This window comes from Robertmurraya korlensis NBRC 107688, from assembly GCF_001591645.1.
In the GTDB taxonomy this organism is placed as follows: Bacteria; Bacillota; Bacilli; order Bacillales; family Cytobacillaceae; genus Robertmurraya_A.
This window is the reverse complement of the sequence record NZ_BCVH01000010.1, coordinates 71,602-95,107: the sequence shown is the minus strand read 5'-3', so window position 1 is coordinate 95,107 and position 23,506 is coordinate 71,602. Positions and strand designations below refer to the sequence as shown.

Sequence of the window (23,506 nt, the reverse complement as noted above, 5' to 3'; positions counted from 1 at the left end):
TACAAGATTCAGTCTATTGGATGCCATACACACTGTCAATGATTTTGAGAATCATTTTCAATAAGTAACACCAGCTTTTTACAATCTTTTCTAATTGAAAATAAATCTCAATTAACTATTGACACCCCTTACAATTCATTTTATGATAATACCGTAAGTGAAAATGATTATCATTAACAATTACATACATTCATTGTAGGAGGAACTTATGAAACTAATTAAATTTTCTTTCACTATGTTAACCATCTTAATTCTTAGTCTTCTAGCAGCATGTGGAAGCACTGAAGAAGCATCCACAGAAAGTAATAAAGAGGATGCGAAGACAGAAAATACAAGCTATACCGTCGAACACGCAATGGGGACAACCACTATACCTGATACACCTAAAAAGGTTGTTATCTTAACAAATGAAGGAACAGAAGCCTTATTAGCATTAGGAGTAACACCTGCTGGAGCGGTTCAATCTTGGACAGCAAATGGAGATCCTTGGTATGAGCATATTGCTGAGGACATGAAGGATGTTCAAGTGGTAGGGTTTGAAACAGATACTCAGGTAAACCTTGAAGCCATTGCTGCACTACAACCCGACTTAATTATCGGAAACAAAATGCGTCAAGAATCAATCTACGATCAATTAAGTGCCATTGCTCCTACTGTATTCTCTGAAACATTACGAGGAGACTGGAAGGAAAACTTTGAGCTTTACGCAAAAGCGTTAAATAAAGTAGAAGAAGGAAACAAAGTGATTTCTGATTATGATACTCGTGTTGCAGACTTAAAAACAGAGCTTGGTGATCAACTTCAAAAGAAGGTATCAATTGTTCGTTTCCTAGCTGCTGATGTTCGTATTTATCAAAAAGATTCATTCTCTGGAGTCGTTCTAGACCAATTAGGTTTTGCACGTCCCGATAGTCAAAATGTAAATGAATTTGCGATTAAAGGTGCTACAAAAGAACAGATACCATTGATGGATGGAGACATTCTATTCTATTTCACCTATGAAACTGGTGACGGTGCTGCAAGTCAAGTCGAGAAGGAATGGATTGAAGATCCACTTTTCAAAAACCTTGAAGTAGCCAAGCAAGGAAACGTCCATAAAATCGACGATGCCATCTGGAATACAGCTGGTGGAGTTGTCGCAGCGAATCTGATGCTTGATGATATCGAAAAGTATTTCTTAAAATAAGTTAACTTCCTAAATTTGATATAGATGACTCGCTCAGATTTCTTACCCCCCTCAACGGAAATCGAGCACTCCCCTTAAAAAACCCTCGCCATAGCGGCGAGGGTTTTTAATCGTCGTTTGAAAACATATACTTTTTATGGTGATAACGAATCGAGAAGATTAAGCTGATGGCAAGGAAATTCCCCATTATTGAACTTCCACCATAACTAATGAATGGAAGCGGAATTCCTGTGATTGGTAAAAGGCCAATCGTCATCCCGATATTTTGAAACACATGGAAGGTAATCATACTTATAATCCCGACACAAATATACGTATAAAACTCATTCTTCGTTTCCATACCAACCTTTGTAATATGGTAGATCAGTAAGAAAAACAAACTAATAATGACACTAGCACCCACAAACCCAAATTCTTCTCCGACAATACTAAAGATAAAATCGGTATGACTTTCTGGCAGGTATACTTCCCTTGTTCCGTAGCCCTTCCCTGTCGTTTCTCCGGATCCAATGGCCAGCAAAGAACGGGTTAGCTGGAAGCCAGTAGAACTTTGATAATTGTAAGGGTCTATCCACGAGTAGATTCTTCCAAACTGGTATTCCTTCACTCCCAGATACTTTTCTAGTATTTCTGGTTTCCAAAGCACTAAGTAGAATATGACTCCGATGAATGTGACCCCTGCTGAAAAGATCGGAAGTAGGATTTTCCATGATACCCCCGATATAAAAACCATTCCTATCATAATCGCTATCATAACAAGAGATGTCCCTAAATCTGGCTGCTGCATTACGAGCAGTAACGGTACCATCGTGATTAGGACAATTTTCCCCAATAAAATAAAATCCGTCTGAATGGTTTTTATCCGAAATTTCTCATGATGATCTCCTATTGCTCTGGCAAGTGCAAGGATTATAAACACCTTCATGAGTTCGGCTGGCTGAAGCGAGCCAATAAACGGCGCTTTATACCAACTCTTCGCTCCATTTATCACTGGTGCAATACTAGATGGAGCAATAATAAGAAAAGCCAATAAGAATACACCGAATCCGTAGGCATACCATGAGAGCTTTTTAAGCTGATCCGAATCAAGGGTAATGACCGCAACAATGATTCCAACTCCAATTCCATACCAAATGATCTGTTTTAATAAGAAATTCGAATCATACTGTCCTGTCGATTGAGCACTATAAATTGCCGTACAGCTCGAGAGAAACAAAAGTATTAAGATAAATATTAAATGAAAGTCTATTTTAGACGATGACTGTTGATTTGAGGACATAAAAATACTCCCATCTGAAAACATGGTATTCAATATTCCATTATATTTTTAATTCTTATAAAGCACAACTATTCTCTTGCAAGTGGAAATGTTTACATAGAATCACAAATCTAATCCTTCGTAACGATTTTGCGTTGTGGCCAATTTGTGAACGAACCTTACAGGACTTAACAAAACCAAACATAACTTAACAAATATCACAGCTTTCTCTTCTACTGATAGGTAAAGTAAATAAAAAGGTATGGAGGTGTTTCATTGGAAACCGAAGCGTATACACCCGATGAAGTTGCAAAGCTGTTTAAAATATCTAGGCATACGGTTTATGAACTTGTGAAAAGAGGAGAACTAAAAGCATTTAAAATCGGTAATAAGATGAGGATTGATTATGGCGAAGTAATTCGTTTCAAAAAAAATAAAGAAACTCCCTCCATTTCACATGAACAACCTGTCCATTCCCTTTCAATTACTGGTAGTCACGACTTTTTACTAGAATCATTAGTAAAATATGTTACCTCCCAATCGAACTTTTTGGCCATTCGTCCCTCTTTTATCGGAAGTGTGGAGGGGCTCATGATGCTATACCGTGGTGCATGTGATATCGCTGCTATCCATCTTCTGGATCCAGCCTCACAAGAGTACAACCTTCCATTTATTAAGCAATTATTCATTCACGATCCCATAACCGTTATTCGAGTCGCTAGTCGTGAACAAGGGTTACTCGTTGCAAAAGGGAATCCAAAGAATATTCACTGTCTAAAGGATCTAACAAATAATAGTAGGTTTGTGAATCGTCAAAAAGGATCCGGAACTCGTTTTTTATTCGACTCCTTGTTAGCTAAAGAACGAATCCATCCTCTACAAATACACGGCTACCACGATGAAGAGTGGACCCACTTACATACAGCGATTAAAGTCAAGCAAGGGGAAGCAGACGCTGGAATGGGTATCAGAAGCGCTGTCATAAAGCTAAATCTTGACTTCATTCCTCTTGCAGAGGAGCAATTCGACTTGGTGCTTCGTTGGACCGAACAAAATAAAGCTGCCATACAGCATTTCTTAGATCTCATCCAATTCACTTCATTTATACAAGAGTTTGGCAATACAGAAGGCTATAAAACAGAAGACTTTGGAAAAGTTATTTATTCTTATCAATAAGGGGATTCCTATGGAAACAAATCTACTTCAAAAAATCCTTACTTTTAGTTGTTTACTAATTGTTTTCCTCTCTACAATGATCGGTTGTGAAAGTAACACTAGTAAAAAATCAAATGCAAAAATAGAAGAAACAAAAGACCTTATCCTCGCAACAACAACAAGTACACAGGATAGCGGACTGCTAGACGTTCTTATACCTATGTTTGAGAAAGAATACTCCATTCATGTAAAAACAATTGCCGTTGGTTCCGGCCAAGCTTTAGAAATGGGAACAAAAGGGGAAGCAGATGTGTTGCTTGTACATGCTCCTTCATCAGAGGAAAAGTTAGTTAGATCTGGAGATGTAATAAATCGACAACGCGTTATGTACAATGACTTTATTCTCGTTGGACCTAGTGATGATCCCGCCAGTTTAAGTGGAAAGACGATTACCGAGTCCTTTTACTCCCTCGCCAATGGGAATGGCATTTTTGTTTCAAGAGGTGATGACTCAGGGACTCATAAAAAAGAATTAACCATTTGGGACTCGATCGGTGGACACCCCGCTTCTATGGAGTCGTACATTGAATCTGGACAAGGAATGGGTGCAACTCTACATATTGCTGCAGAAAAAGGCGGGTATGTGTTAACCGATCGAGCTACGTTTCTTGCTCAACAAAAAAACTTTCCCCATCTCTCTATTATCATTGAGGGTGATAAAGACCTTTTAAACATCTATCACGTCATGCAGGTGAACAAAGAAAAACACGAAAAGGTTTATACATTTGGCGCTAAGGCTTTTGTGGACTTTATGGTTTCAGACGATACACAAAAAGTAATTTCAGAATTTGGGAAGGAAGAGTTCGGACAGTCTCTTTTCACCTCCTATACCGAATAACAAAGAGGGTTACACAGATGGAGCTTTTACTCAGTGGATTTACACACGCTTTATATTTACTGTTTTCTGGAGAAAAGGATGTTTACACCATTACCCTCCTCACCCTTAAGGTTTCTTTTACAGCTGTGATGATTTCAAGTTTTATTGGGCTACCGCTTGGGGGGGTACTAGGGTTAACTTCCTTTTCCGGAAGACGGTTTCTGCTTGTACTAGTGAATATTGGTATGGGCCTTCCGCCTGTTGTGGCTGGTCTTTGGATAACCATGCTCTTGTGGCGATCTGGCCCACTTGGTGATTACTCGCTTTTATTTACGCCACCAGCGATTATTTGTGCTCAGGTTCTTGTTTCCCTTCCGATTATAATTGGGTTAACTTGTTCTGCTTTTCAAAAACTAGATAGCCAGATACTCCTCCACCTTAAGGCGCTTGGCGCAACAAGATCACAAGCCTTTCTTATTCTATTAAAAGAAGCAAAAATTGGAATCCTTGCTGCTATTATTGCTGGTTTTGGAAGAATTATGGCAGAGGTTGGTGCCGCCATGATGGTCGGTGGAAACATTCAAGGGGACACAAGAATTTTGACCACTTCTATAGTTATGGAGGTATCAAAAGGAAACTTTGAGGTTGCTCTTGCTCTTTCTTTTATCCTTATGATTCTTTCCTTTACCATTACATTCTTCTTAACATTTTTACAGCAAGGGAAGGAAACAAGATAATGCTGAAACTCCAAAATATCTCCTATATAAAAAATGACCTGCAGATTCTATCCATTCCAGATTTCGAATGTATGAAAGGAGAAATCATGGGGGTCATGGGACCAAACGGTGCTGGTAAAAGTTCTCTTCTTAAAATTTGTGCCTTTTTGGAAGAAGCGACTGACGGTAGCATATTTTTGAACGGACATGAAGTATCCACTCATACCCTTCCTCTGTTTGAAAGAAGAAAACTTGCTGTCGTCATGCAACAATCTCTTCTATTTAATACAAATGTATTTGAAAACATTGCCATCGGGTTAAAATTTCGGAAACTATCAAAACCGGTAATCATGAGGAAAGTAGAAGAGTGGATGGATCGATTTCAAATATCGCACTTAGCAACCCAGCATACCTATCATTTATCAGGTGGAGAAGCCCAAAGAGTGAACCTGGCTCGCGCTATGGTCCTTGAACCTGATATCCTGTTTTTAGATGAACCTTTTTCAGCACTAGATTTTCCAACCAAGGTGACACTTTTAAAGGATTTAAAAGCCATACTTGATGAAACGAAAACAACTACCTTTTTTATTAGCCATGATTTAACGGAAATAAAGTATATGACAAACTCACTTACCATTTTAATGAATGGAAGAATCACTGAGTCCGGAAGGACAGAGTCAGTGATCTCCTACCCCAACTTAATGACTGCTCGTTTTTTAGAGCAATGGAATTTATGAGCGATTTAACAACCTTCTTCTATAGGGGTTGTTTCTTTTTTCTCTTCTGAAAAAGTGGCTCGGCTCATATAGTAGCTATGGAGGTGTTGACATGAAGTCTTCAAAGCTATCATTTTGGACCTTTTTACAAGGCTGGCTGGCTATCATGCTAGCTACGTTCTTACTTGCAGGACTGGCTACAACCTATACAAATGCCTTTACTTCTGAAACAGTCAAGAAGTGGATTTCGAATATTGATACCCATGAATGGCTGGTTTATTTCGTAAAATCCGAGAACCATCATATATATTCTGAAAAAGCGAGCCTTACTGTTTCCTCCTTATCAAAGCTTGCTTTAAAACTGGCAACCAATATTCAACCGGAAGATACAAGAACATTTCTCGGAAGAGAACTTCCAGGTTTTACCGTGTTTGATACAAATATCGTAGTTGCAGGTAGCGGCACAAATTTTACAAACCTACCGATTGAATCGGCTCCACCCGTAGAAATTTTATTACAAGAACGTGAAATCGCGAGGGAAATGCTGAAAGAGGCTGAAGGTAGCCAAGCACCTGTTGTAGCTGGAGAAAAGAGCGTAATGATTTATCACACTCATAGCTGGGAATCATTTTTACCGTTATTAAAAGATGCCAAAGAACCTGAAGAGGCTACAAGTAACAATGAATCCGCAAACATTGTTGCCATTGGGAAAAAGCTTACTGAGGAGTTAAATGCAAATGGAATCAGTGTTCTTCACGATACAACAAGCATGCCGAACCTATTAAAGGAGAATAACCTTACTACCGATCATTCCTATAATCTTTCTCGGAAGCTCGTCCAAGAGGCACTTGGACGAAATGATGGAATTAATTACGTCATTGATATTCACCGTGATGCGCTTCGTAAAGACAAAACAACAGAGGTGATTAATGGAAAATCTTACGCAAGACTATTCTTTGTTGTCGGGAAAGCAAATAAAAATTACGAACAGAATCTAAAAGTGGCAACCGAGTTAAATGAAATGATTGATGAAAAATATCCGAACCTGAGTCGCGGTGTTCTTGCAAAAGGAATAACGGAAGGAAATGGTGTCTACAATCAAGATTTGTCGTCAGGGTCAATCCTCGTAGAGTTTGGAGGAGTGGATAATGATTTAACCGAGCTGTACAACACGGTTGAGGCCTTTGCGGAGATCTTTAGTGAGTACTATTGGAAGGCAGAGAAGGTAAATGGATAAATTACATGTTCTCCCACATCATTATTTATTTTTCACTTTTATTTCTTCTTTATTTTTGTATCTCATGTTAGGCTACCACCTGATTACGATTGCTTGGCTTGCAGCGGGGATTATTACCTCGATTACCGTTTTAATTGAGGATCAGCTTCTTAAATTTCAGCAATCGGAAAAAGACTTATGATTCGTTAACTTTTTACCTTATATGGTAAAATATATCATATGATGAGAGGACGTGTTGTAATGAAATATGCTGTAGTAACTGGGGCTTCCAAGGGGCTTGGTGCATCGATTGCGGAAAGAATTCTTCAAGAACAATTTGGGCTCATTTCTGTCTCTAGAACTGATAACATCACCCTAAAACAACTAGCTGAGGATAATGGATTATTTTATCAGCATGTATCGTGTGATTTAACGAATAGAAGCGAAACAGAACAAGCTTTTTCTTCTATTGCGGAAACCATTTTTTCTAGCACAGAAAATGAAGTCTTACTCGTGAATAACGCAGGTGTCGTTGAACCGATAGACCGAGCTGGGAACTTAGATCATGAGGCGATTGAAATCGCCCTTCAACTGAACCTTGCTGCGCCCATGTTCACAACGAATCTTTTTTTACAAAAGGCAAACGGTAGCAAGCTAACCGTTGTAAATATAACATCAGGTGCTGCCGAAAGACCTGTTCATGGCTGGAGTGTGTATTGTAGTACAAAGGCTGCATTAAATATGTTTACCAAAACCGTTGCAGTTGAACAAAATCATTTAGGTAATGCTACTGTTATTGGTTATAGTCCAGGAATTATGGATACCGATATGCAGGGGGTCATTCGTTCCTCAAAAGAACACGCCTTCCAAGAAGTGAATAAATTTATCGCCTATAAAGAAAATGGGATGTTAAGAAGCACAAAACTTGTTGCCGATGCACTCATTGATTTGCTTCGTACAGATGAGGTTGAAAGTGGAAAAATTTATAGCGTGAATAACTTACTAAAGTAGCTTCTATTTTGAAGCTACTTTTTTTATGCTTGACTTGTAATTGGATGTTTAAAATAAGCAGGAAATTCCAGAGAAAATTTTGTTTTTACAAAAAGCACATCATCGATTGAGTCGATTGGATGAACCTCATAATTCTCAGGATGATCTGGTGTAAAATGCAGATACACTTTTCCCCCTAACGAGGATAAAGTTTGAATTTGCTTATCTAAGTTTACAACCTTCTTACTAAGACAATCAAACAAATGAACATCTCCGTCTATTAATTGATAGATAAGAATCGATTCATTTGATTCGTCATAATAAAGATCGTTTGAAAACACATGTAGAAAATGAAAGAAATTAATTCCCTCTGTATGTAGAGTAGAAAACTTTTGCGATACTGGCTTTCTATTTTTACTAAAGTCACGAAGTACATCTATATCGGTTTCTAGGTGCAACTTCCTTATGGAGTTGTTATGTTGTGTTGATGGGAGGTTTTTACTAAATAGATGTTCTTTTTTTCGATTAAACCCAAATTTCGGATAAAATTCAAGTACGGTACGGTTCGCAAATAAATAATAAAGGTCTACCTGTTCGTCATAATCATCGATTACTTTTTGTAAAAGCATTCTTGATAGCCCTTTGTTTCGATAATTCTCATCCTTCATAACCGTTCCAAGCTGAACTGCTTTTTTCTCTTGACCATCTATAAGAAGAGTCAGCACATTCACGGAGACATTGGCAATTACCTTGTTCTTTACTACAAATGAATACGGGATATACCGTTCATTCCAGTACCCCTTTTCATACCATTCCTCAAACTGAATACCAAAAGTAGACGTTGCAAGGTTGTTAAAGCTGTGACGAAGAGTCATTTGGTCTTTGTAATTCTTCACGAATTCCATATGATAACCCCATTATCGTATTTTAAAAATATTTTTCCTCTATATGTATAAAATGGTAACATATTGGCAAGGATAATAGTACAAGTGTAATTCCCCCTTTTTCTTTGACTCCCATTTGTGGGGGTCTTTTTCTTTTTCATGGTTTAAGGAACCCGTTGTGAGCCAAACTATCTTTTGAACCTACTTGAAAGGAGCTCATGACATGACAAAAAAGTTTAATAAAGGCAGCAAAAATCAAAATTCTCCTAAAAACCATGGTGTTTTACACGGAAGCGGGGACAATAGCAAAGGAAACAAACGTAATAAAGACCAAAATGATAAAACTGATCTTGATTAATGAACATAAAAAAGGTGCTGAAAATGCTTCAGCACCTATCTTTTTGGGTTAATCTTGATTGCTGGTGTATTGTACATAAAATGGGTTGGAAGTGGATCTGCTGTTTGATCATGGGAGAGCGCCTGATCGATTTCTAAATTTGCTTTTGTTGCTTCCGTATCACCAGGAGCAGATGAATGAACTTCACTATCCTCCAGTCTTTGAGTTAATTCAATATTTGCATCATTGATGGCTGCAACTTCGTCTTCTTTATTTTGCAATTCACTCACCTCTTTCATATTATCTGTCCCCTCTCCTATCTTATCCACTGTATTTCAATTGATTAGCACACTAACTAGTTGTATAATATAGATATAGTTAGTATACTAACTTCTTTTCGTGGAGGATTCTTTTAGATGATGGATAATTGTACAAATCTCGGTTATTTACTTACCTTATCAGCAAAATTAATGAAATATCATTTAATGAAACAATTGGATCAAGAAAATTTTACGGTACAGCAATGGGCAGTGATTAAAGACTTGGAGCGTCTAGAGGGATTGGGTGGTGCTGAAAATAATTTTATGGCCGTTTCGATTGCTAATCGACTCGATATGGATAAACCTACAATTTCAGGAATTATCAAGCGTTTGTTGGAGAAGGGATATATTGAAAAATACCCTCATTCTACAGACAAACGTGCTTCTATATTAAAATTATCTGCTCAAACCAAAGAGATCCTCCCCCGGTTAGAGGAACTAAGCGATCAGACGGTTTCGGCTGCGGTTGTTGATTTCACAGAGGAGGAGATCTCACAGCTTACCCATTTATTATTTCGTATGACAAAAAATTTAAAGGAAGAGGAATGAGGGTATGGGAAAAATACTAGTGTACGGCGGGGGAAATTCGTTAAAGCAGGTGTTTACTCTGTCCAAAAGGCAACGGATCTTAATTCCCATGTGGAGGTTGTTCCGTTTAATTTTATGGATGAAAAGACATTTGATGAGGCGTTACGTGACGTAGATAAAGTATTTCTTGTTCGTCCCCCACAGCTCGCTAATCCGAAAAAAGATATGAAGCCATTTTTAAGAGCAGCAGAAGCTCATAAAATTAGCCAAATTGTATTTGTTTCTTTAATGGGAGTCGAGAAGAATCCGTTCGTTCCACATCGAAAAATTGAGAAAATGATTAAGGAGTTTCACATTCCTTATACGTTTCTTCGTCCAAGCTTCTTTATGCAAAACTTACATACCACCCACCTTGATGACATCAAGCTTCGGGATGAACTATATATGCCTGCGGGAAAAGCCAAAACAAGTTTCATTGATACAAGAGATATTGCAACAGCTGCTGCTGTATGTCTGTGCGAAGACACTCATATTGGTAAATCCTACACTCTAACAGGTAGTGAGGCACTTGATTACTATGAGGTTGAACGGATATTATCAGTTGAACTCGGAAGAAAGATAGCATATAAAAACCCAGGTACCATTGAGTTTAGACGAACATTAATTGCTCGCGGAACGGAACCAACATTTGCGAATATCATGATGATGCTTTATTTAGCTACAAAGCTTGGAACAGCTTCCAAGGTAACAAATGACATGGAAGAATTGATTGGTAGAAAGCCTATTACTATGAAGCAGTATGCTGAGGATTATCGGGAAATGTGGATATAAAGGAGTTATTTCAACACTATGAAAAACCCCGCCAACAAGGGCGGGGTTTCCATATTTTATTTTTCTCGCAAGAACGGCCACCAGTTGGCTTTTCCAAATGTTCTTACCATAACGGGGATAAATAACGGAAGAATGACAAGAGCATATAGGAATAATCCAACTAATACGATTGATGCGATTTGTAGTAGAGAGAGCATTCCAGAAGGCATCATGGCAGCAAAGGTTCCGCCTAAGATGACTGCTGCTGAAATAATAACTGTACCCATTTTTCTCATTGATTCAAGCATCGCATCACGAATGGATAGGTCCTTATATTCGTTAAAGCGGTCCATTAAGAAGATACTGTAGTCAACTCCGAGTGCGATTAAGATGACAAAGCCGAAGAATGGTACGGCCCAGCTAATCCCTGTATAGCCTAGTAGGTTAACGAAAATCGCTTCGTTAATTCCCATGGATGTGTAGAACGTTAAAATTAACGATGCAATGATATATGCTGGCATAATCATCGAACGGAACAGAATCACCAATATGATTGTTATACCAACTAACATCAGCACCACTGTACGTGAGTAGTCTTCACCTGAAATCGCATCTAGATCGGCATTGGTTCTAGTCACTCCACCAACAGCAACAACAGCATTTTCAAGCTTTGTATTCGCTGTGGCACTTTTTACCGCTTCATTTAGTTTATCGACTTGATTAATTGCCTCGTTAGAATAAGGATTTGCTTCAAGGATGACATCTATCGTCATTACTTTACGATCTTCAGACATAAATGTGTCTAATACCTGAACAAAGTCTTCACTTTCAAGAACCTCAGGCGGTAAATAGAATGCACCATTCTCATTTTCAGAAAGTCCTTTAATATAGTCTTGCGCCGAGCCTAGACCATCCGAAATTTGATTTAATCCATCCACACTTTGGTTCAAACCGTCAGTTAGTTGGCCTAATTGACCGCCTAACTCACCGAATCCAGCTGCTAATTGTTGTTGACCGTCACGAATTCCGGCTAAACCAAAAGTAAGCTTTGGCATATTATCAACAATTTGACCTTGACCATTTGCAAGTTGATTCAGACCCGCAAGCTGTTTGTCGATTCCAACAATAAATTGCTCTAAACCTGAAACTATTTTCTGCTGATTCTCATTAATTACAGCAAATCCAGCATTAGCCTCAGCCATCCCACTAGCTATTCCCGCTAATTGAGGTTGAACGGTTTGAACCGTTCCCTTTAGTCTTTGGTACGATTCATCCATTTGTAGTGCAGGATAATTGGTTTCTAAAGCAGCAAAATACTGTTCGGTAGAAGCAAGAGCAGCAGAAAGCTCGTTTAAGCCAGCTCCCATTTGTCCATAAGCACCAGTTAGCTTTTTGTACTCCGCCAACAGCTGCTCAGCACCAGATTTTACATTTCCAAGCTCTGTTTTGATTTGTGCGGAGCCCGCAGCTCCTTGACGAATTCCATCTTCAATTTTTGCTAAGTTTGTTTGAATTTCTGTTAAACCTGATTGCACCTGAGAAGTCCCCGTTACAAGCTCTCCGATACCAGCTGTTGCTTTCTCAAGCTGTGGAGCGGAACTCTCAAGACCATCACTTGCTTCTTTTAGACCAGAGCTAATTTGATCAAGACCTTCTTTTCCTTCCCCAAGCCCTTCCTGCAATGTATCAGCTTGCTTCGCAATTAAGAAGTCTTCAATTGGTTCACCAGTTGGTCGTGTAACCGACCGAACGGTATCTACTAGTGGTACACGTGCTAACTGCATACTGATTTCTTCAACTAAATTGATATATTCCATCGAATCCATTTTTTCGTCATTTTTTAAAACGATTTGAGTCGGCATCGATTCACCTGGTCCAAAGCTATCAGCAATGGCATTGAAAGCACGAATCGAATGAACGTCACCACTTATTTCTTCGAGAGAGTTATATGATAGTTTACTATCATAAGTAACTAAGAAAGGGACACAAACTACTGCTACTATAAGAAGAGCAATAACAGGGCGTTTTAGAGAAAATTGACCAACGACACCCCAGAATTTGCTTTCTCCATGCTCTGCCGTACTTTTTGACGGCCAGAAGATTTTCCCACCAAGTACTGCCATAAAAAATGGAACAATTGTAAATAATGCAACCAATAATAACGCTACTCCAACTGCAACAGCTGCGGCTGATTGATAAAGTACAAACTTTGAAAATCCGATAGCTGCAAATCCAATCATGACAGCTAAACCACTAAAAAACACCGTACGTCCTGCATTTTTATAAGTAGCCACAATGGCATCCGCACGATTCTCATGATGTGTTAATTCTTCCTTGTATCGGCTTAAAAGAAGGATACAATAATCGGTTCCGATTCCGAACAGTATAGCTACAAGGAAAATTTGCGTGTAGCTTGAAATCGGGAAGTCTACTTTATCTACTAAGATGGAAACAATTGATTGAGCTGCCAAATAAGAAAATCCAACTGTTAGTAGTGGAATGATAGGTGCTACTACTGAGCGGAATACGAGTAACAACACAACTAAAATGAAAACAACTGTTATTCCTTCTGTCTTTTTCAGACCTTCTTGAGAGCTTGTCATCAAGTCTTCATTGATTAACCAGTTGCTCGTGTAATCGTGATCTACCTTTACATCCTCTATAGTTTTATAAAGGGCTTCACTTACTTCTTTTGGTTCACGATCGTTCCACACAATGGTTAGCGAGGTAAGAATCGCTTTTCCATCCTTTGAAACAAGCTGCTCTTCTAAAACCTCTTCGTTAAAGTGCGAAAGAATTTCTGTAATGCCAAGCTCTTCTTTTTTGTCTTCAAGTGCTCGAATCGCCTTTTCGGCTTCTTGTATTTCTTTTTCTGTTAGTTTTTCTTTACTATGAAAAACGAGGGCGACCTGCGTATCATCGCCTCCACCTTCCTGCTCTTGCACCTTTTCCATAATATCAGAGGCTAATGAGGAGGAATATCCTTCAGGCACATCAATTTGCCCCTTCTCACGAACAAGGTCGGCCATGTTAGGAGCTAGCATGAATAACCCCACAATTAGTGCAATCCATGCCACTAACACTAACCATTTATTTTTAATAATTGCATACATGGGCTAATCCTCCAGTTGATTTTTCTTTGTTTCTAAAAGTACATCATGCAATTTTTCGTATGACTTGATAAACATTTCAATTTCCTGCTGATCAAACTTGGTGATAATCGACTCAACCAAGTTATGGATTCTTGCTTCTGTTTCTAGATAGAGCTCGTTGCCTTTCTCAGTCAACGTTAAGTACACCACTCGACGATCATTTTCATCTCTCGTTCTCTTAATAAATCCTTTGGTCCATAATCGAGTAATGATAGCTGTGATGGCACTCTTTTTTACAGAGAAAACATCTGCAAGCTCTGACGATGTACAGGATTTATTTTGATAAATGTAGCGCAACGTATAATGCTGCTCACTTGTTAGATCACAATCAAGCTGCTCCTTCACAAGCGCTTCCCCAATTTTGTTCACGGAAAAAGATAGAGCTATATATTGATTCACAATTTCCTTTATACGTAGGTCTGGCATCAGTAACATGTCACCTCCAAAAAATAGTTTCACCATTTAATTGTTCAACTGTTTAACTATCTACTCGATTATCATAAGTGAGTTACTTATCTCTGTCAATCAATAAAAAAACGAACCAACTAGATTGGCTCGTTACTTTAATAAGCTATGATGAATCATTTCCAGTGTTCGTTTAAGATCAGCGACTTCTATTTGACCAGGAGCTGACGCTTTCTTTAACGCACCGAATGTAACACTCGATCCAAACACTTCTCCTGATAGACGACTGATGGCACCTTGCCCTGCCATAGACATCGTAATAATAGGTGTTTCAGGATACTTTTCTTGCATTTCAACCGTAGCCTCCAACAGTGCTAGCACATCTCTAGCAGAAGTTGGCATCACTGCTATTTTCGGGATATCGCCTCCTAGCTTTTTAGCTCTTTCAAGGATTTCAACCATTTCACTCTTAGAAGGTGTAGCAGCAAAATTATGACTAGAAAGGATCCCGAATCTACCGTTCTCATGAATGACCGAAAGTAACTGATTAATATCCTCTTCCCTATGACGTAGTTCTACGTCTACTAAGTCCACCATACCAGATTTGGCTGCTGCTTTGTTCAACTCGAAATAATAGGAAGGATGAATCTCCCTCTCCCCACCCTCTTCTAGGCTTCGAAATGTAAAAACAAGAGGAAGATCTTCCAAAAGCCCATGAATAGAAGAAAGTGTGGTCATAACCTTACTGAGGTCTTCGAATTCGCTGAAAAAGTCTACTCGCCATTCCACCAGGTCAACATAATTTCTATTTGACTGTATAAGCTCTGCCTCCGCTAAAAGATCTGTCACTGTTCTCCCTGTCATCGGTACACAAATCTTCGGTGTTCCTACCCCAATTTGAATATCTTTTACATTAATGAAATTTGTCAAGCTACGTCCCTCCATTCTTATCCTCTACTTTATCCTACAATCACTGTTTAAGACTACAAAAAAATAGGATACTCTGCAAAAAAAGAGTACCCTTTCTTCGATCATGAAGTTCCCTTGTATACTACCTTTAATAGCTGCTTTAAATCTTCTTCCGTTACATCCTTTGGGTTACCAGTAGTACAAATATCGTGAAGTGCTGAACATGCCATATCAGATAAGGCTTTCTCAAATTCTCCTTCATCGATGTTACATTCCTGAAGATGCAAAGGAATTCCCATCTTTTTGTTTAATTCAACGATATGGGTGATCAAGCTCTTAACCCCTTCTTCCGTACTACCGCAAGGGAACCCTAACATGAAGGAAATAGAGGCATACTTTTTCGCTGCTTTCGACGTTTCCACGGATCCATCAAATAGTCCTGCATTGTATGCGATTACATAAGGGAGTAAAATAGCATTGCTTCTGCCATGCGGCATATGAAACCTACCACCTAGTGTGTGTGCCAGGCTGTGATTGATTCCCAATGCTGCGTTCGTAAAAGAAATTCCAGCTATACATGAAGCAACATGCAACTTTCCTCTTGCTTCTAAATCCTCACCAAATCGGTAAACCTTTAATAAATTTTTAAACACGTCTTTAATAGCCTTTTCAGCATACATATCCGTGATATCAGTTGCTTGTTTGGAAACATAAGCTTCAATGGCATGTGTTAAAACATCCATTCCTGTATCGGCACTCACGGAAGGAGGAACCGTCTTTGTTAATCCTTCATCGAGAATGGCAATATCCGGATACATGAGTGGGTCACTTAAAGGTATTTTTGTACAATTACTCTTGTCAGTAACAACCGCATAGGAAGTTACCTCTGAACCGGTACCACTTGTGGTTGGGATGGCAATAAATTGGGGCTTACCCCTACAGGTTTCACCTGATATTCGCTCTTGTACACGAATCGCTAGTAAAAGCATAGCCTTCGCTGCATCAATGGGTGACCCTCCACCAACAGCAATGATACAACTTGGTTGCTCCTTAACCAGCAGTGTTAATCCTTTTTCGACGGTTTCAAGTGAAGGATCCGGTTCAACTTCGGAGAAAATCGCATAACTCTTCTTTTCCTCACTTAACATTTTTGTTATCTTTTCTACGATTCCAATCTTCACCATCATTTCGTCGGTAACAATAAAGATTTTGTCTGCCTCAATTTTTCGTACATAATCTAACGAATCGGTTCCGTAATATAACTTTGGGCCAAGAAGAAACTGTTTCATCTAATGATCCTCCATATCATCTCTGGTCGCTGACCTACATAAAACTAAAGATAAATAAGCTACAGAGAAATATTGTTGTTGCAGGTGGATCAATATGCGTGTCACAGTTATTGTTAAATGTTCGACCCATAATTTCACCAATGACTCCTGCAATGACAGCGAACAGTGTACCGATAAGAATACTTCCTGAGGCAATAGTTGCATAACCGGCAACTAGTGTGACATGGTGTGTTGCTGGAATGTTAAATCCAAATTGAACAAACATTAGTAAAGCTGCACTGATCACAAAGCCCAATACATTTATCTGTGTTAAATCTACTAAATACGATATGACTGCACCAAAACCAAATGAGTAAATAACAATAAATAATAGATTAGATTTATCTGGGAAAAAGGCTCTTTTCGTTCCATCTGAATTTTGTATCGTTCCGAAAATCCCTGTATGACCGAACGCGTAACGAGAAATGATTCCCGAGAAGAATACCGTCATTGCTACTGTGTCCGTTGGGATTTCTAAGTAGCCAAACAAGTAATTTAATAGGTATCCTCCAATCCCAAATACACCACCGACTAAAAGTGACATCGGGTCACTGTTGATCGTACTAGGTGAAGTTAAAATATCCATCCCGTTCGACAGGCCTTTTTTTCTGTTTGCCTCATATGCTGCTGCTGCAACACCACCGGCAAATGCAATATGAGGACCAAGCAAAGTTCCGAATACGACATTTCCTAAGATCAAATCAGATCCCCCACCAGCAATGATGGCAACCCCTATAAGTCCTACTAATCCCGTGAAGATAAATGCTGGTAAAGCACCAATTAATGCTCCGAAAACCCCGCCACCAAAAGCTGCAAGTATAATTGAATAACTCATTGTCATTATCCTCCCTTAATCATGCAAATTTCTATCTAATTGATAAACCATCTACTAGTACACATCGTCTCTTTCTTGCAAAATGCTTAGCAGAAGTCAATCCTTCCCCAGTCGGCCCTGCGATCGTAAAAGTGGTATAACCAACTCCGCCCACGCCGATACCTGCGTATGAAGGTCCATTTTTCACGAAAATCGTTGTCTGAATTTCCTTTGCAAACTTGGTTAAGTTATCAATATTTTTTGAATGCATGATGGCCGTATGTCTAAATCCATGCTCAACTTCTACTGCTAGGTCAATCCCTTCATCCACATTATTTACCCGTACAATTGGTAGAACCGGCATCATCAATTCAGCCAGGACAAGTGGATGACGTCCTTCATATTTGACATCGACAATCACGACGCGAACCTCTGGTCCAACCTCTATTCCCAGTTGTCTCAAAATAAAATCCGCATTCTTCCCAACAAAATCCTTGTTGGCATGACCGTTACGGACAACCAAATCTACCAGTCTTTGAATTTGTACTGGATCGGTTAGTTGATAAGCACCATTGTTTTTCATATTTTCAATGAGGCAATCAGCGATACAGTCTACAGCAATGACCTCTTTTTCAGCCACACAAGGGAGGTTATTGTCAAAAGAACAACCATCAATAATATCCTTCGCTGCTTTTTCTATATCAGCGGTTTCATCTACGAGTGCTGGTGGGTTTCCAGCTCCGGCACCAATAGCTTTTTTTCCTGTAGATAAAACGGCCTTTACAACTGCTGGTCCACCTGTTGCAACTAGCATTCGAACTTTTTTATGGTTCATCATAATGTTTGCTTGCTCGATGGAAGGCTGAAGTGTGCTTACGACTAAGTTTTTAGGTCCACCAGCCTTTGATATTGCTTTACTTATGATCTTAATGGTTTCTATAGATGTTCGTTTTGCTGTTGGATGGGGACTAAATACGATTGCATTTCCGGCAGCAAGCATTCCAATCGTGTTACAAATAATTGTTTCTGAAGGGTTTGTAGTTGGCGTAATAGATCCAATAACCCCATATGGTGAAAGCTCCTCAACAGTTAATCCGTTGTCTCCTGAACAAGCCGCCGTTGTTAAATCCTCAATGCCTGGTGTATTGTTAACTGCTACTAGATTTTTATTTATTTTGTCTTTCACACGTCCCATGCCTGTTTCTTCAACAGCCATTTCAGATAGGAGCTCAATATGCTTTCGAAATTCAGTGCGAATCGACTCGATGATTCGTCCTCTTTCCGCTAGAGATAGCTTTACAAGCTCCTTTTGAGCGACAAATGCAGCATCTATCGCGTCATTCATTTCGGAATATAAGCCATTCTCTCCATCCAAAGGGGGATCCTCATGGTTATTTAATCCAGCAAGGACCTGCATTACAATATCTTCAATTTGTTTCACTTCAATCATTTGATTTCACCTCTATTAAGCTTTCAAAAATCTTAACACCACAATTGGCTAACAAAATATCCTCTTCCACCGTTCCACCACTGACACCGATCCCACCTATTATTTTTCCATTAACCGTTAATGGGAATCCTCCTCCAAATGGAACAATTCTATTGTGGTTGGATTGGTGGAGGCCAAACAAGTCAGCACCCGGCTGAACGAGTGGGGCAAGGTTATGAGTGGGTGCTTTTAATGCCACAGAGGTATATGCTTTATTAGGAGCAAGTTCCACACTTACAAGCAGCGCCTCATCCATCCGATGTAAAAGAATGACATTGCCACCCTCATCAACGATAGAACATACGATTGGCACCCCCATTTCTTCGGCTTTTCTTTCAACTGCTTTCGCTAGCTTTCTAGCTAGATGAAGATCAATCTTCACAAGATAAGGGTTTACTTCCACTCGATTGAGCACTTTTGTAATCACTTGATCAACTAACGAGTAATACACTTCTGCTCTTGCTAACATAAAAAGTACATCTGATAGGCGATTAATATACTTAATCACCACTTCTCTTATTTCTGAGGTCTTACTTAGTTCAACCACGAGACGCTCCGCTCTTCGAATAATAGAACGAGCTTGATGTAACTGGGCAGAGGCAGTCGTCTCTCCAGGAATAATGAATTCCGTAATAGGACCTAAAAGCCCATCATACTCATCAATTACTTTTTCGAAATAAGTAATATCCTCGGTGGAAACAAGCTTTTTGATATAGCTTATCCCCTTTTCGTCACTTGCGAGTTCAGCACCGACAACAAATAGTTGCCGCTGTATGTTATGGATAATACTTTTCAATTCTTCACGCTTAATCATCGAATAGGCGATACCAAGCACAGCATTTGCCTCGTCGAGAGTCCCATAGCTAGAAACCTTCAAATGATCCTTGCCAATCCGACTACCGCCCAGAAGCCCTGTTTCACCTTTATCACCTTTTTTTGTATAGATGCTCATCACTCACACATCCTTATTTGTTCACTTCTAAGCTATCAATAATACCGACAATGGCTGCATCTATGGCAGAACTAGGTTTCCCAAATACCGATCTGGCTGCACTACCTTTTGTTATCAGCACAACCTCACCTGTTCCAGCTCCAACTGCATCGACAGCGACCTCTGGCAGCCCTAGTAATTCTTCTTTCTCATTGATACCTTGAACGATAAGTAGCTTTTTTCCAACGAAGTCCTCTTCCTTTCTTGTTGCTACGACCATTCCAACTACTTTAGCAATATACATTTTGCCTCACCCTTATCTCTCCTGATGGATGCTTACACCCCATTCACTTGCGGCTTCTCTAGCCAATGCCGTTATAATAGTCTGTTTTGACACTACCAAGTCACAGCTTGCTTGTTTTGCTTCGAATACAGCCAATCGACTCAACACACGGTCAGTATAATAAATAGACGATTTTTCAACCGGATTCTCTTCTTCTTCTGTTTCACTGAACTGGAAGGTAACCTTCCTTGAAGCCTCTGCTATATCTTTTGCTCGGACTAAGCTAATTCCATAGGCACGTAGTTGCTCTAAATGATGACTATTCATGTCTAAGTAGGCTTTTGGTGAGTGATGCATACGATATTTCTCCCGAATAGGATTCTTTAAGTCGCAAGCATCGTCAGCAGCAACGATTGGTGTTCCAGTCGTTATATAGTGAGAAACAAGATTGGTTACAGCAGAATCGACAATCCCTAATGAGATTTTTGTTGCAGAATTTAATGTAAGTGTGGGAATGATTAAAAGGCTAGTATCTTTATAAAATTCACCTAAGCCCTCTAGTTCTTTTTCATAGAACACCTCGTTTGTACCTAGATCCTTTTCTATCGTTCCAGGTAAAAACACATGCTCTGCACTGCGGGTTAATAGAATTTTAAAGGACCAGCCTTCTTTCTTCATGGTCTTCAGTTGTTCGAGTGCATCCTCGAAACCTAGTGCTCCACCAGTAAAAACAACAATCGCTGTTTTTAACCTTTGGTTTAATCGACGAATGACTTCCTTTACAATGTCTTGGATAGCTTTCTCTAAATCCAATCACTCCACCTCATTTCACACAATTCATAGCGATTCCTATCGGTGTGATAAAGAGAGGATTCTCCGGCTTAATTGTATCGATCCCAATTTCTTTCAAAAAAACACTTTCAAAGTCTTCAAAGAGACAAGCCCCACCTACGACGTAAATTTTGTCCGTTGCAGAGTATCGCAGATGACGGTTAACAATTGCCGCCATCTTTTCAATGACGGGTTTGACGACGGTGAAGATTTCGTCTTGTCTTTGATTGTCCTTTTTAAGCTTTTCCGCTTCTTCAAATGAGATCTTGTAATTTCCGGCAACAACTAAGCTCATATGCTTCCCACCGGTTGGTTCATCGGCCGTATAAATGACCTCCCCATTCTTTAGGATACTGATACCTGTTGTTCCGCCCCCAACATCAACCACGGCACCATCTTTTACACCTAAAAAGGTTGCAGCTGCTGTTGGTTCATCAACAACATTGACTATTTCAAGTCCTGCTGATTCAATGACATTCGCAATCGCTTTTGCGTTACCACCTATTGTTCCAGGAGGCACGGCGGTAGCTGCATACAGTAATGGAACACCGAGTAAATCCTCAACCTGTGTTTTAAGCTCCTTTACAATTTTGACCGCCCCTACATAATCTACGACAAGGCCATCCTTTACCACTGATGCTGGATGAAGAGCACCTGCAACTGGTTGATTTGACTCATCTAATACAGAAAGAACAATATTGGCTGTTCCAAGGTCGACACCGACCTTTAACTCACCTTCAAATTTATTCACTTTCTTATTCTCAATTAAACTGGCAAAATCCCGAATGTACTGGTTTATATATTCTAAGTTCACAGTCATTTGTTTTTAACCTTTCATGATTTTCCCAATCGCACCGGTACCAATCCCCGCTGCATTGGCTTCATCGGTATCCAAATGCATCTCTTCCACAAACCGATTGGACACTCTAATTAATACATTGTTAAAGGTTACTTGACGGATTCCATCAAAATGAACACTAACCATCTCTTTATCTTTTAAATGAAACTTCTCTGCAAAGGGTGGAGAGACGTGTACATGTCTTAATGCAGCGATAACTCCTTCGTTGATATCTAACTTCCCCTTTGGCCCAACAAGAGTGATACCAGGGGTACCAGTAATTTTCCCTGATTCTTTAACTGGTGCCTTCACACCTAACTTAAAGCTATCGGTTAAGCTAATTTCTAATTGTGTTAAGTTTCTAACAGGACCTAATATCCGGACATTTTCAATTGATCCTTTTGGACCGACAATTGTGACGGTTTCATTCGCAGCAAATTGTCCAAGTTGCTTAAGATCCTTCATTTTCGTCAACTCATATCCTGTTCCAAATAAGGCTTCTAGATCCTCTTTTTTTAGGTGTAGATGGCGGTTTGAAACACCCACAGGTACGTATGGTTGTTCTTCTAATTCTTTTATGCGTTTTACAACCTCTTGGACAATAACCCCATAGTCCCTCATTCCATCATCTCCTGAAACATTAAACTTCTACTTTCTCTACCTTTGGAATTAATCTCTCAATATCTGAGTGTGGTCTTGCGATTACATGAACAGAAACCACTTCACCCACTCGTTCTGCTGCAGAAGCACCTGCATCTGTTGCAGCCTTCACAGCTCCAACATCACCGCGAACCATTACTGTAATTAGACCTGAACCAATTTTTTCATAACCGACCAATGTCACATTCGCTGCTTTCGTCATTGCATCGGCAGCTTCAATGGCACCAACCATCCCTTTTGTTTCGATCATCCCTAATGAATCTCTCATTCTATTTTCCTCCTATTGTTGCATGATAGTGGATGCACATCGTCCTTGCTTCTCCTTTTCTTCTCGTACACATTGGATCCTTACAAATATTGCAAACCTCTTGGTCATTTTCTTCATTCAGTGAATCTCCATCTACATTTGCAACATCGTTCCCATGTTCATCCTGCTCTACAGACTTTCTTACAGGTTGTTCCTCCACCACCGCTTCTACCGGGCTTTCTGCTTCCCGTACTTCCTCTTCATTTGTTGACATCTGTTCTTCTTTTTCTACTTCCTCTTCCTCTTTTTCAACCTCAGTTATGATTTCTTTTGACACCCTACTTCTTGGGATGGTCATTTTCTCAATTTCATCGCTTGGTCTAGGGATAAAGTGCTTGCTTACAATTCGATTTACCTTTGATGCCTCTACAGTTGCAGCCTCAAGCGCTGCCTTCACAGCCCCCACATCTCCTTCGAATTTTACGGTGATCATTCCGCCGCCTTTTGAATTTTCATATCCTATTAAGCGAACGTTTGCTGACTTAACAGCTGTATCAGCCGCAACAATTGCCGCTGTCATCCCTACCACTTCAATGAGACCTAACGCATTTCTCGCCAAAATGCTT

General features: G+C 39.5%; 26 protein-coding genes and 1 pseudogene. 11 read left to right on the top strand and 16 right to left on the bottom strand.

The annotated features are described in order from the left end of the window. Window positions 1–208 precede the first annotated feature (208 nt). Window positions 209–1,186 (top strand): ABC transporter substrate-binding protein, encoded by a 978-nt coding sequence (locus BKO01S_RS14470; RefSeq protein ID WP_066055311.1) that lies wholly within the window; start codon window positions 209–211, stop codon window positions 1,184–1,186. Window positions 1,187–1,292: 106 nt separating this feature from the next. Here the strand turns inward: BKO01S_RS14470 and BKO01S_RS14465 are convergent, their stop codons facing one another. Then, window positions 1,293–2,465, bottom strand: coding sequence for an FtsW/RodA/SpoVE family cell cycle protein (locus BKO01S_RS14465; protein ID WP_066055309.1), 1,173 nt, complete (start codon window positions 2,463–2,465; stop codon window positions 1,293–1,295). A 255-nt stretch (window positions 2,466–2,720) separates the two neighbouring features. Here BKO01S_RS14465 and BKO01S_RS14460 point away from each other — a divergent pair, with 255 nt between their 5' ends. The 7 genes from BKO01S_RS14460 to BKO01S_RS14430 all read left to right on the top strand — a co-directional run bounded on the left by BKO01S_RS14460 (window position 2,721) and on the right by BKO01S_RS14430 (window position 8,135). Beyond that, on the top strand, window positions 2,721–3,620 hold the full coding sequence (locus tag BKO01S_RS14460) for a helix-turn-helix transcriptional regulator (protein WP_066055307.1): 900 nt from the start codon (window positions 2,721–2,723) through the stop codon (window positions 3,618–3,620). A gap of 10 nt (window positions 3,621–3,630) precedes the next feature. After that, window positions 3,631–4,497: an ABC transporter substrate-binding protein gene (locus BKO01S_RS14455; protein ID WP_066055558.1), complete on the top strand. Its 867-nt coding sequence runs from the start codon at window positions 3,631–3,633 to the stop codon at window positions 4,495–4,497. Window positions 4,498–4,514: 17 nt separating this feature from the next. Next, window positions 4,515–5,213, top strand: coding sequence for an ABC transporter permease (locus BKO01S_RS14450; RefSeq protein ID WP_066055304.1), 699 nt, complete (start codon window positions 4,515–4,517; stop codon window positions 5,211–5,213). Further along, on the top strand, window positions 5,213–5,929 hold the full coding sequence (locus tag BKO01S_RS14445) for an ABC transporter ATP-binding protein (protein WP_066055302.1): 717 nt from the start codon (window positions 5,213–5,215) through the stop codon (window positions 5,927–5,929). The genes BKO01S_RS14450 and BKO01S_RS14445 overlap by 1 nt, the downstream gene beginning before the upstream one ends. A gap of 91 nt (window positions 5,930–6,020) precedes the next feature. Next, complete coding sequence (gene spoIIP, locus BKO01S_RS14440; RefSeq protein WP_066055297.1) at window positions 6,021–7,145, top strand: stage II sporulation protein P; 1,125 nt, start codon at window positions 6,021–6,023, stop codon at window positions 7,143–7,145. Continuing rightward, entirely contained in the window at window positions 7,138–7,326 is a 189-nt protein-coding gene (locus BKO01S_RS14435) for a hypothetical protein (protein WP_066055294.1), read from the top strand. Before spoIIP ends, BKO01S_RS14435 begins: the two co-directional genes overlap by 8 nt. Before the next feature lie 59 nt (window positions 7,327–7,385). Next, window positions 7,386–8,135, top strand: coding sequence for a (S)-benzoin forming benzil reductase (locus BKO01S_RS14430; RefSeq protein WP_066055291.1), 750 nt, complete (start codon window positions 7,386–7,388; stop codon window positions 8,133–8,135). 23 nt (window positions 8,136–8,158) lie between these two features. On the opposite strand, the gene BKO01S_RS14425 is transcribed toward BKO01S_RS14430, so the two are convergent. After that, window positions 8,159–9,019, bottom strand: a complete 861-nt coding sequence (locus BKO01S_RS14425) for a GNAT family N-acetyltransferase (protein WP_066055288.1) — start codon at window positions 9,017–9,019, stop codon at window positions 8,159–8,161. Between the two features lie 202 nt (window positions 9,020–9,221). Here BKO01S_RS14425 and BKO01S_RS25035 point away from each other — a divergent pair, with 202 nt between their 5' ends. Further along, window positions 9,222–9,356 carry a hypothetical protein gene (locus BKO01S_RS25035; protein ID WP_269748528.1) on the top strand — a complete coding sequence of 45 codons (135 nt, stop codon included), beginning with the start codon at window positions 9,222–9,224 and terminating at the stop codon, window positions 9,354–9,356. A 35-nt stretch (window positions 9,357–9,391) separates the two neighbouring features. On the opposite strand, the gene BKO01S_RS14420 is transcribed toward BKO01S_RS25035, so the two are convergent. Continuing rightward, window positions 9,392–9,634, bottom strand: a complete 243-nt coding sequence (locus BKO01S_RS14420; RefSeq protein WP_066055283.1) for a hypothetical protein — start codon at window positions 9,632–9,634, stop codon at window positions 9,392–9,394. Between the two features lie 117 nt (window positions 9,635–9,751). Here BKO01S_RS14420 and BKO01S_RS14415 point away from each other — a divergent pair, with 117 nt between their 5' ends. Together BKO01S_RS14415 and BKO01S_RS14410 are read left to right on the top strand one after the other, a co-directional pair. Continuing rightward, on the top strand, window positions 9,752–10,204 hold the full coding sequence (locus tag BKO01S_RS14415) for a MarR family winged helix-turn-helix transcriptional regulator (RefSeq protein WP_066055280.1): 453 nt from the start codon (window positions 9,752–9,754) through the stop codon (window positions 10,202–10,204). A gap of 45 nt (window positions 10,205–10,249) precedes the next feature. After that, window positions 10,250–11,014: pseudogene (locus BKO01S_RS14410) on the top strand (NmrA family NAD(P)-binding protein); the annotation flags it as partial. Window positions 11,015–11,070: 56 nt separating this feature from the next. On the opposite strand, the gene BKO01S_RS14405 reads toward BKO01S_RS14410, so the two are convergent. The 13 genes from BKO01S_RS14405 to BKO01S_RS25030 form a co-directional block, all read right to left on the bottom strand. Further along, window positions 11,071–14,106: an MMPL family transporter gene (locus tag BKO01S_RS14405; RefSeq protein ID WP_066055276.1), complete on the bottom strand. Its 3,036-nt coding sequence runs from the start codon at window positions 14,104–14,106 to the stop codon at window positions 11,071–11,073. A gap of 3 nt (window positions 14,107–14,109) precedes the next feature. Beyond that, window positions 14,110–14,571, bottom strand: a complete 462-nt coding sequence (locus tag BKO01S_RS14400; protein WP_066055555.1) for a MarR family winged helix-turn-helix transcriptional regulator — start codon at window positions 14,569–14,571, stop codon at window positions 14,110–14,112. A gap of 132 nt (window positions 14,572–14,703) precedes the next feature. Beyond that, entirely contained in the window at window positions 14,704–15,480 is a 777-nt protein-coding gene (gene aroD / locus BKO01S_RS14395) for a type I 3-dehydroquinate dehydratase (RefSeq protein ID WP_157077380.1), read from the bottom strand. A gap of 101 nt (window positions 15,481–15,581) precedes the next feature. Further along, entirely contained in the window at window positions 15,582–16,748 is a 1,167-nt protein-coding gene (locus BKO01S_RS14390; RefSeq protein ID WP_066055271.1) for a 1-propanol dehydrogenase PduQ, read from the bottom strand. Between the two features lie 34 nt (window positions 16,749–16,782). Further along, window positions 16,783–17,622: a DUF7973 family transport facilitator gene (locus BKO01S_RS14385; RefSeq protein WP_066055267.1), complete on the bottom strand. Its 840-nt coding sequence runs from the start codon at window positions 17,620–17,622 to the stop codon at window positions 16,783–16,785. A gap of 31 nt (window positions 17,623–17,653) precedes the next feature. Further along, complete coding sequence (locus tag BKO01S_RS14380) at window positions 17,654–19,048, bottom strand: aldehyde dehydrogenase family protein (protein ID WP_084362095.1); 1,395 nt, start codon at window positions 19,046–19,048, stop codon at window positions 17,654–17,656. Beyond that, entirely contained in the window at window positions 19,044–20,042 is a 999-nt protein-coding gene (locus BKO01S_RS14375; protein WP_066055259.1) for a cob(I)yrinic acid a,c-diamide adenosyltransferase, read from the bottom strand. The genes BKO01S_RS14380 and BKO01S_RS14375 overlap by 5 nt, the downstream gene beginning before the upstream one ends. Before the next feature lie 13 nt (window positions 20,043–20,055). Next, a complete protein-coding gene (locus tag BKO01S_RS14370; RefSeq protein ID WP_066055255.1) occupies window positions 20,056–20,325 on the bottom strand; it encodes a EutN/CcmL family microcompartment protein in 270 nt (89 codons plus the stop codon). 12 nt (window positions 20,326–20,337) lie between these two features. Then, complete coding sequence (locus tag BKO01S_RS14365; RefSeq protein ID WP_066055252.1) at window positions 20,338–21,117, bottom strand: flavoprotein; 780 nt, start codon at window positions 21,115–21,117, stop codon at window positions 20,338–20,340. Window positions 21,118–21,127: 10 nt separating this feature from the next. Then, complete coding sequence (gene eutJ / locus BKO01S_RS14360) at window positions 21,128–21,955, bottom strand: ethanolamine utilization protein EutJ (protein ID WP_066055251.1); 828 nt, start codon at window positions 21,953–21,955, stop codon at window positions 21,128–21,130. A gap of 6 nt (window positions 21,956–21,961) precedes the next feature. Beyond that, a complete protein-coding gene (locus tag BKO01S_RS14355) occupies window positions 21,962–22,594 on the bottom strand; it encodes a phosphate propanoyltransferase (protein ID WP_066055248.1) in 633 nt (210 codons plus the stop codon). Window positions 22,595–22,613: 19 nt separating this feature from the next. Further along, window positions 22,614–22,901, bottom strand: coding sequence for a BMC domain-containing protein (locus tag BKO01S_RS14350; protein ID WP_066055244.1), 288 nt, complete (start codon window positions 22,899–22,901; stop codon window positions 22,614–22,616). Window position 22,902: 1 nt separating this feature from the next. Beyond that, window positions 22,903–23,499 (bottom strand): BMC domain-containing protein, encoded by a 597-nt coding sequence (locus BKO01S_RS25030; RefSeq protein ID WP_066055241.1) that lies wholly within the window; start codon window positions 23,497–23,499, stop codon window positions 22,903–22,905. Between the last annotated feature and the right edge of the window lie 7 nt (window positions 23,500–23,506).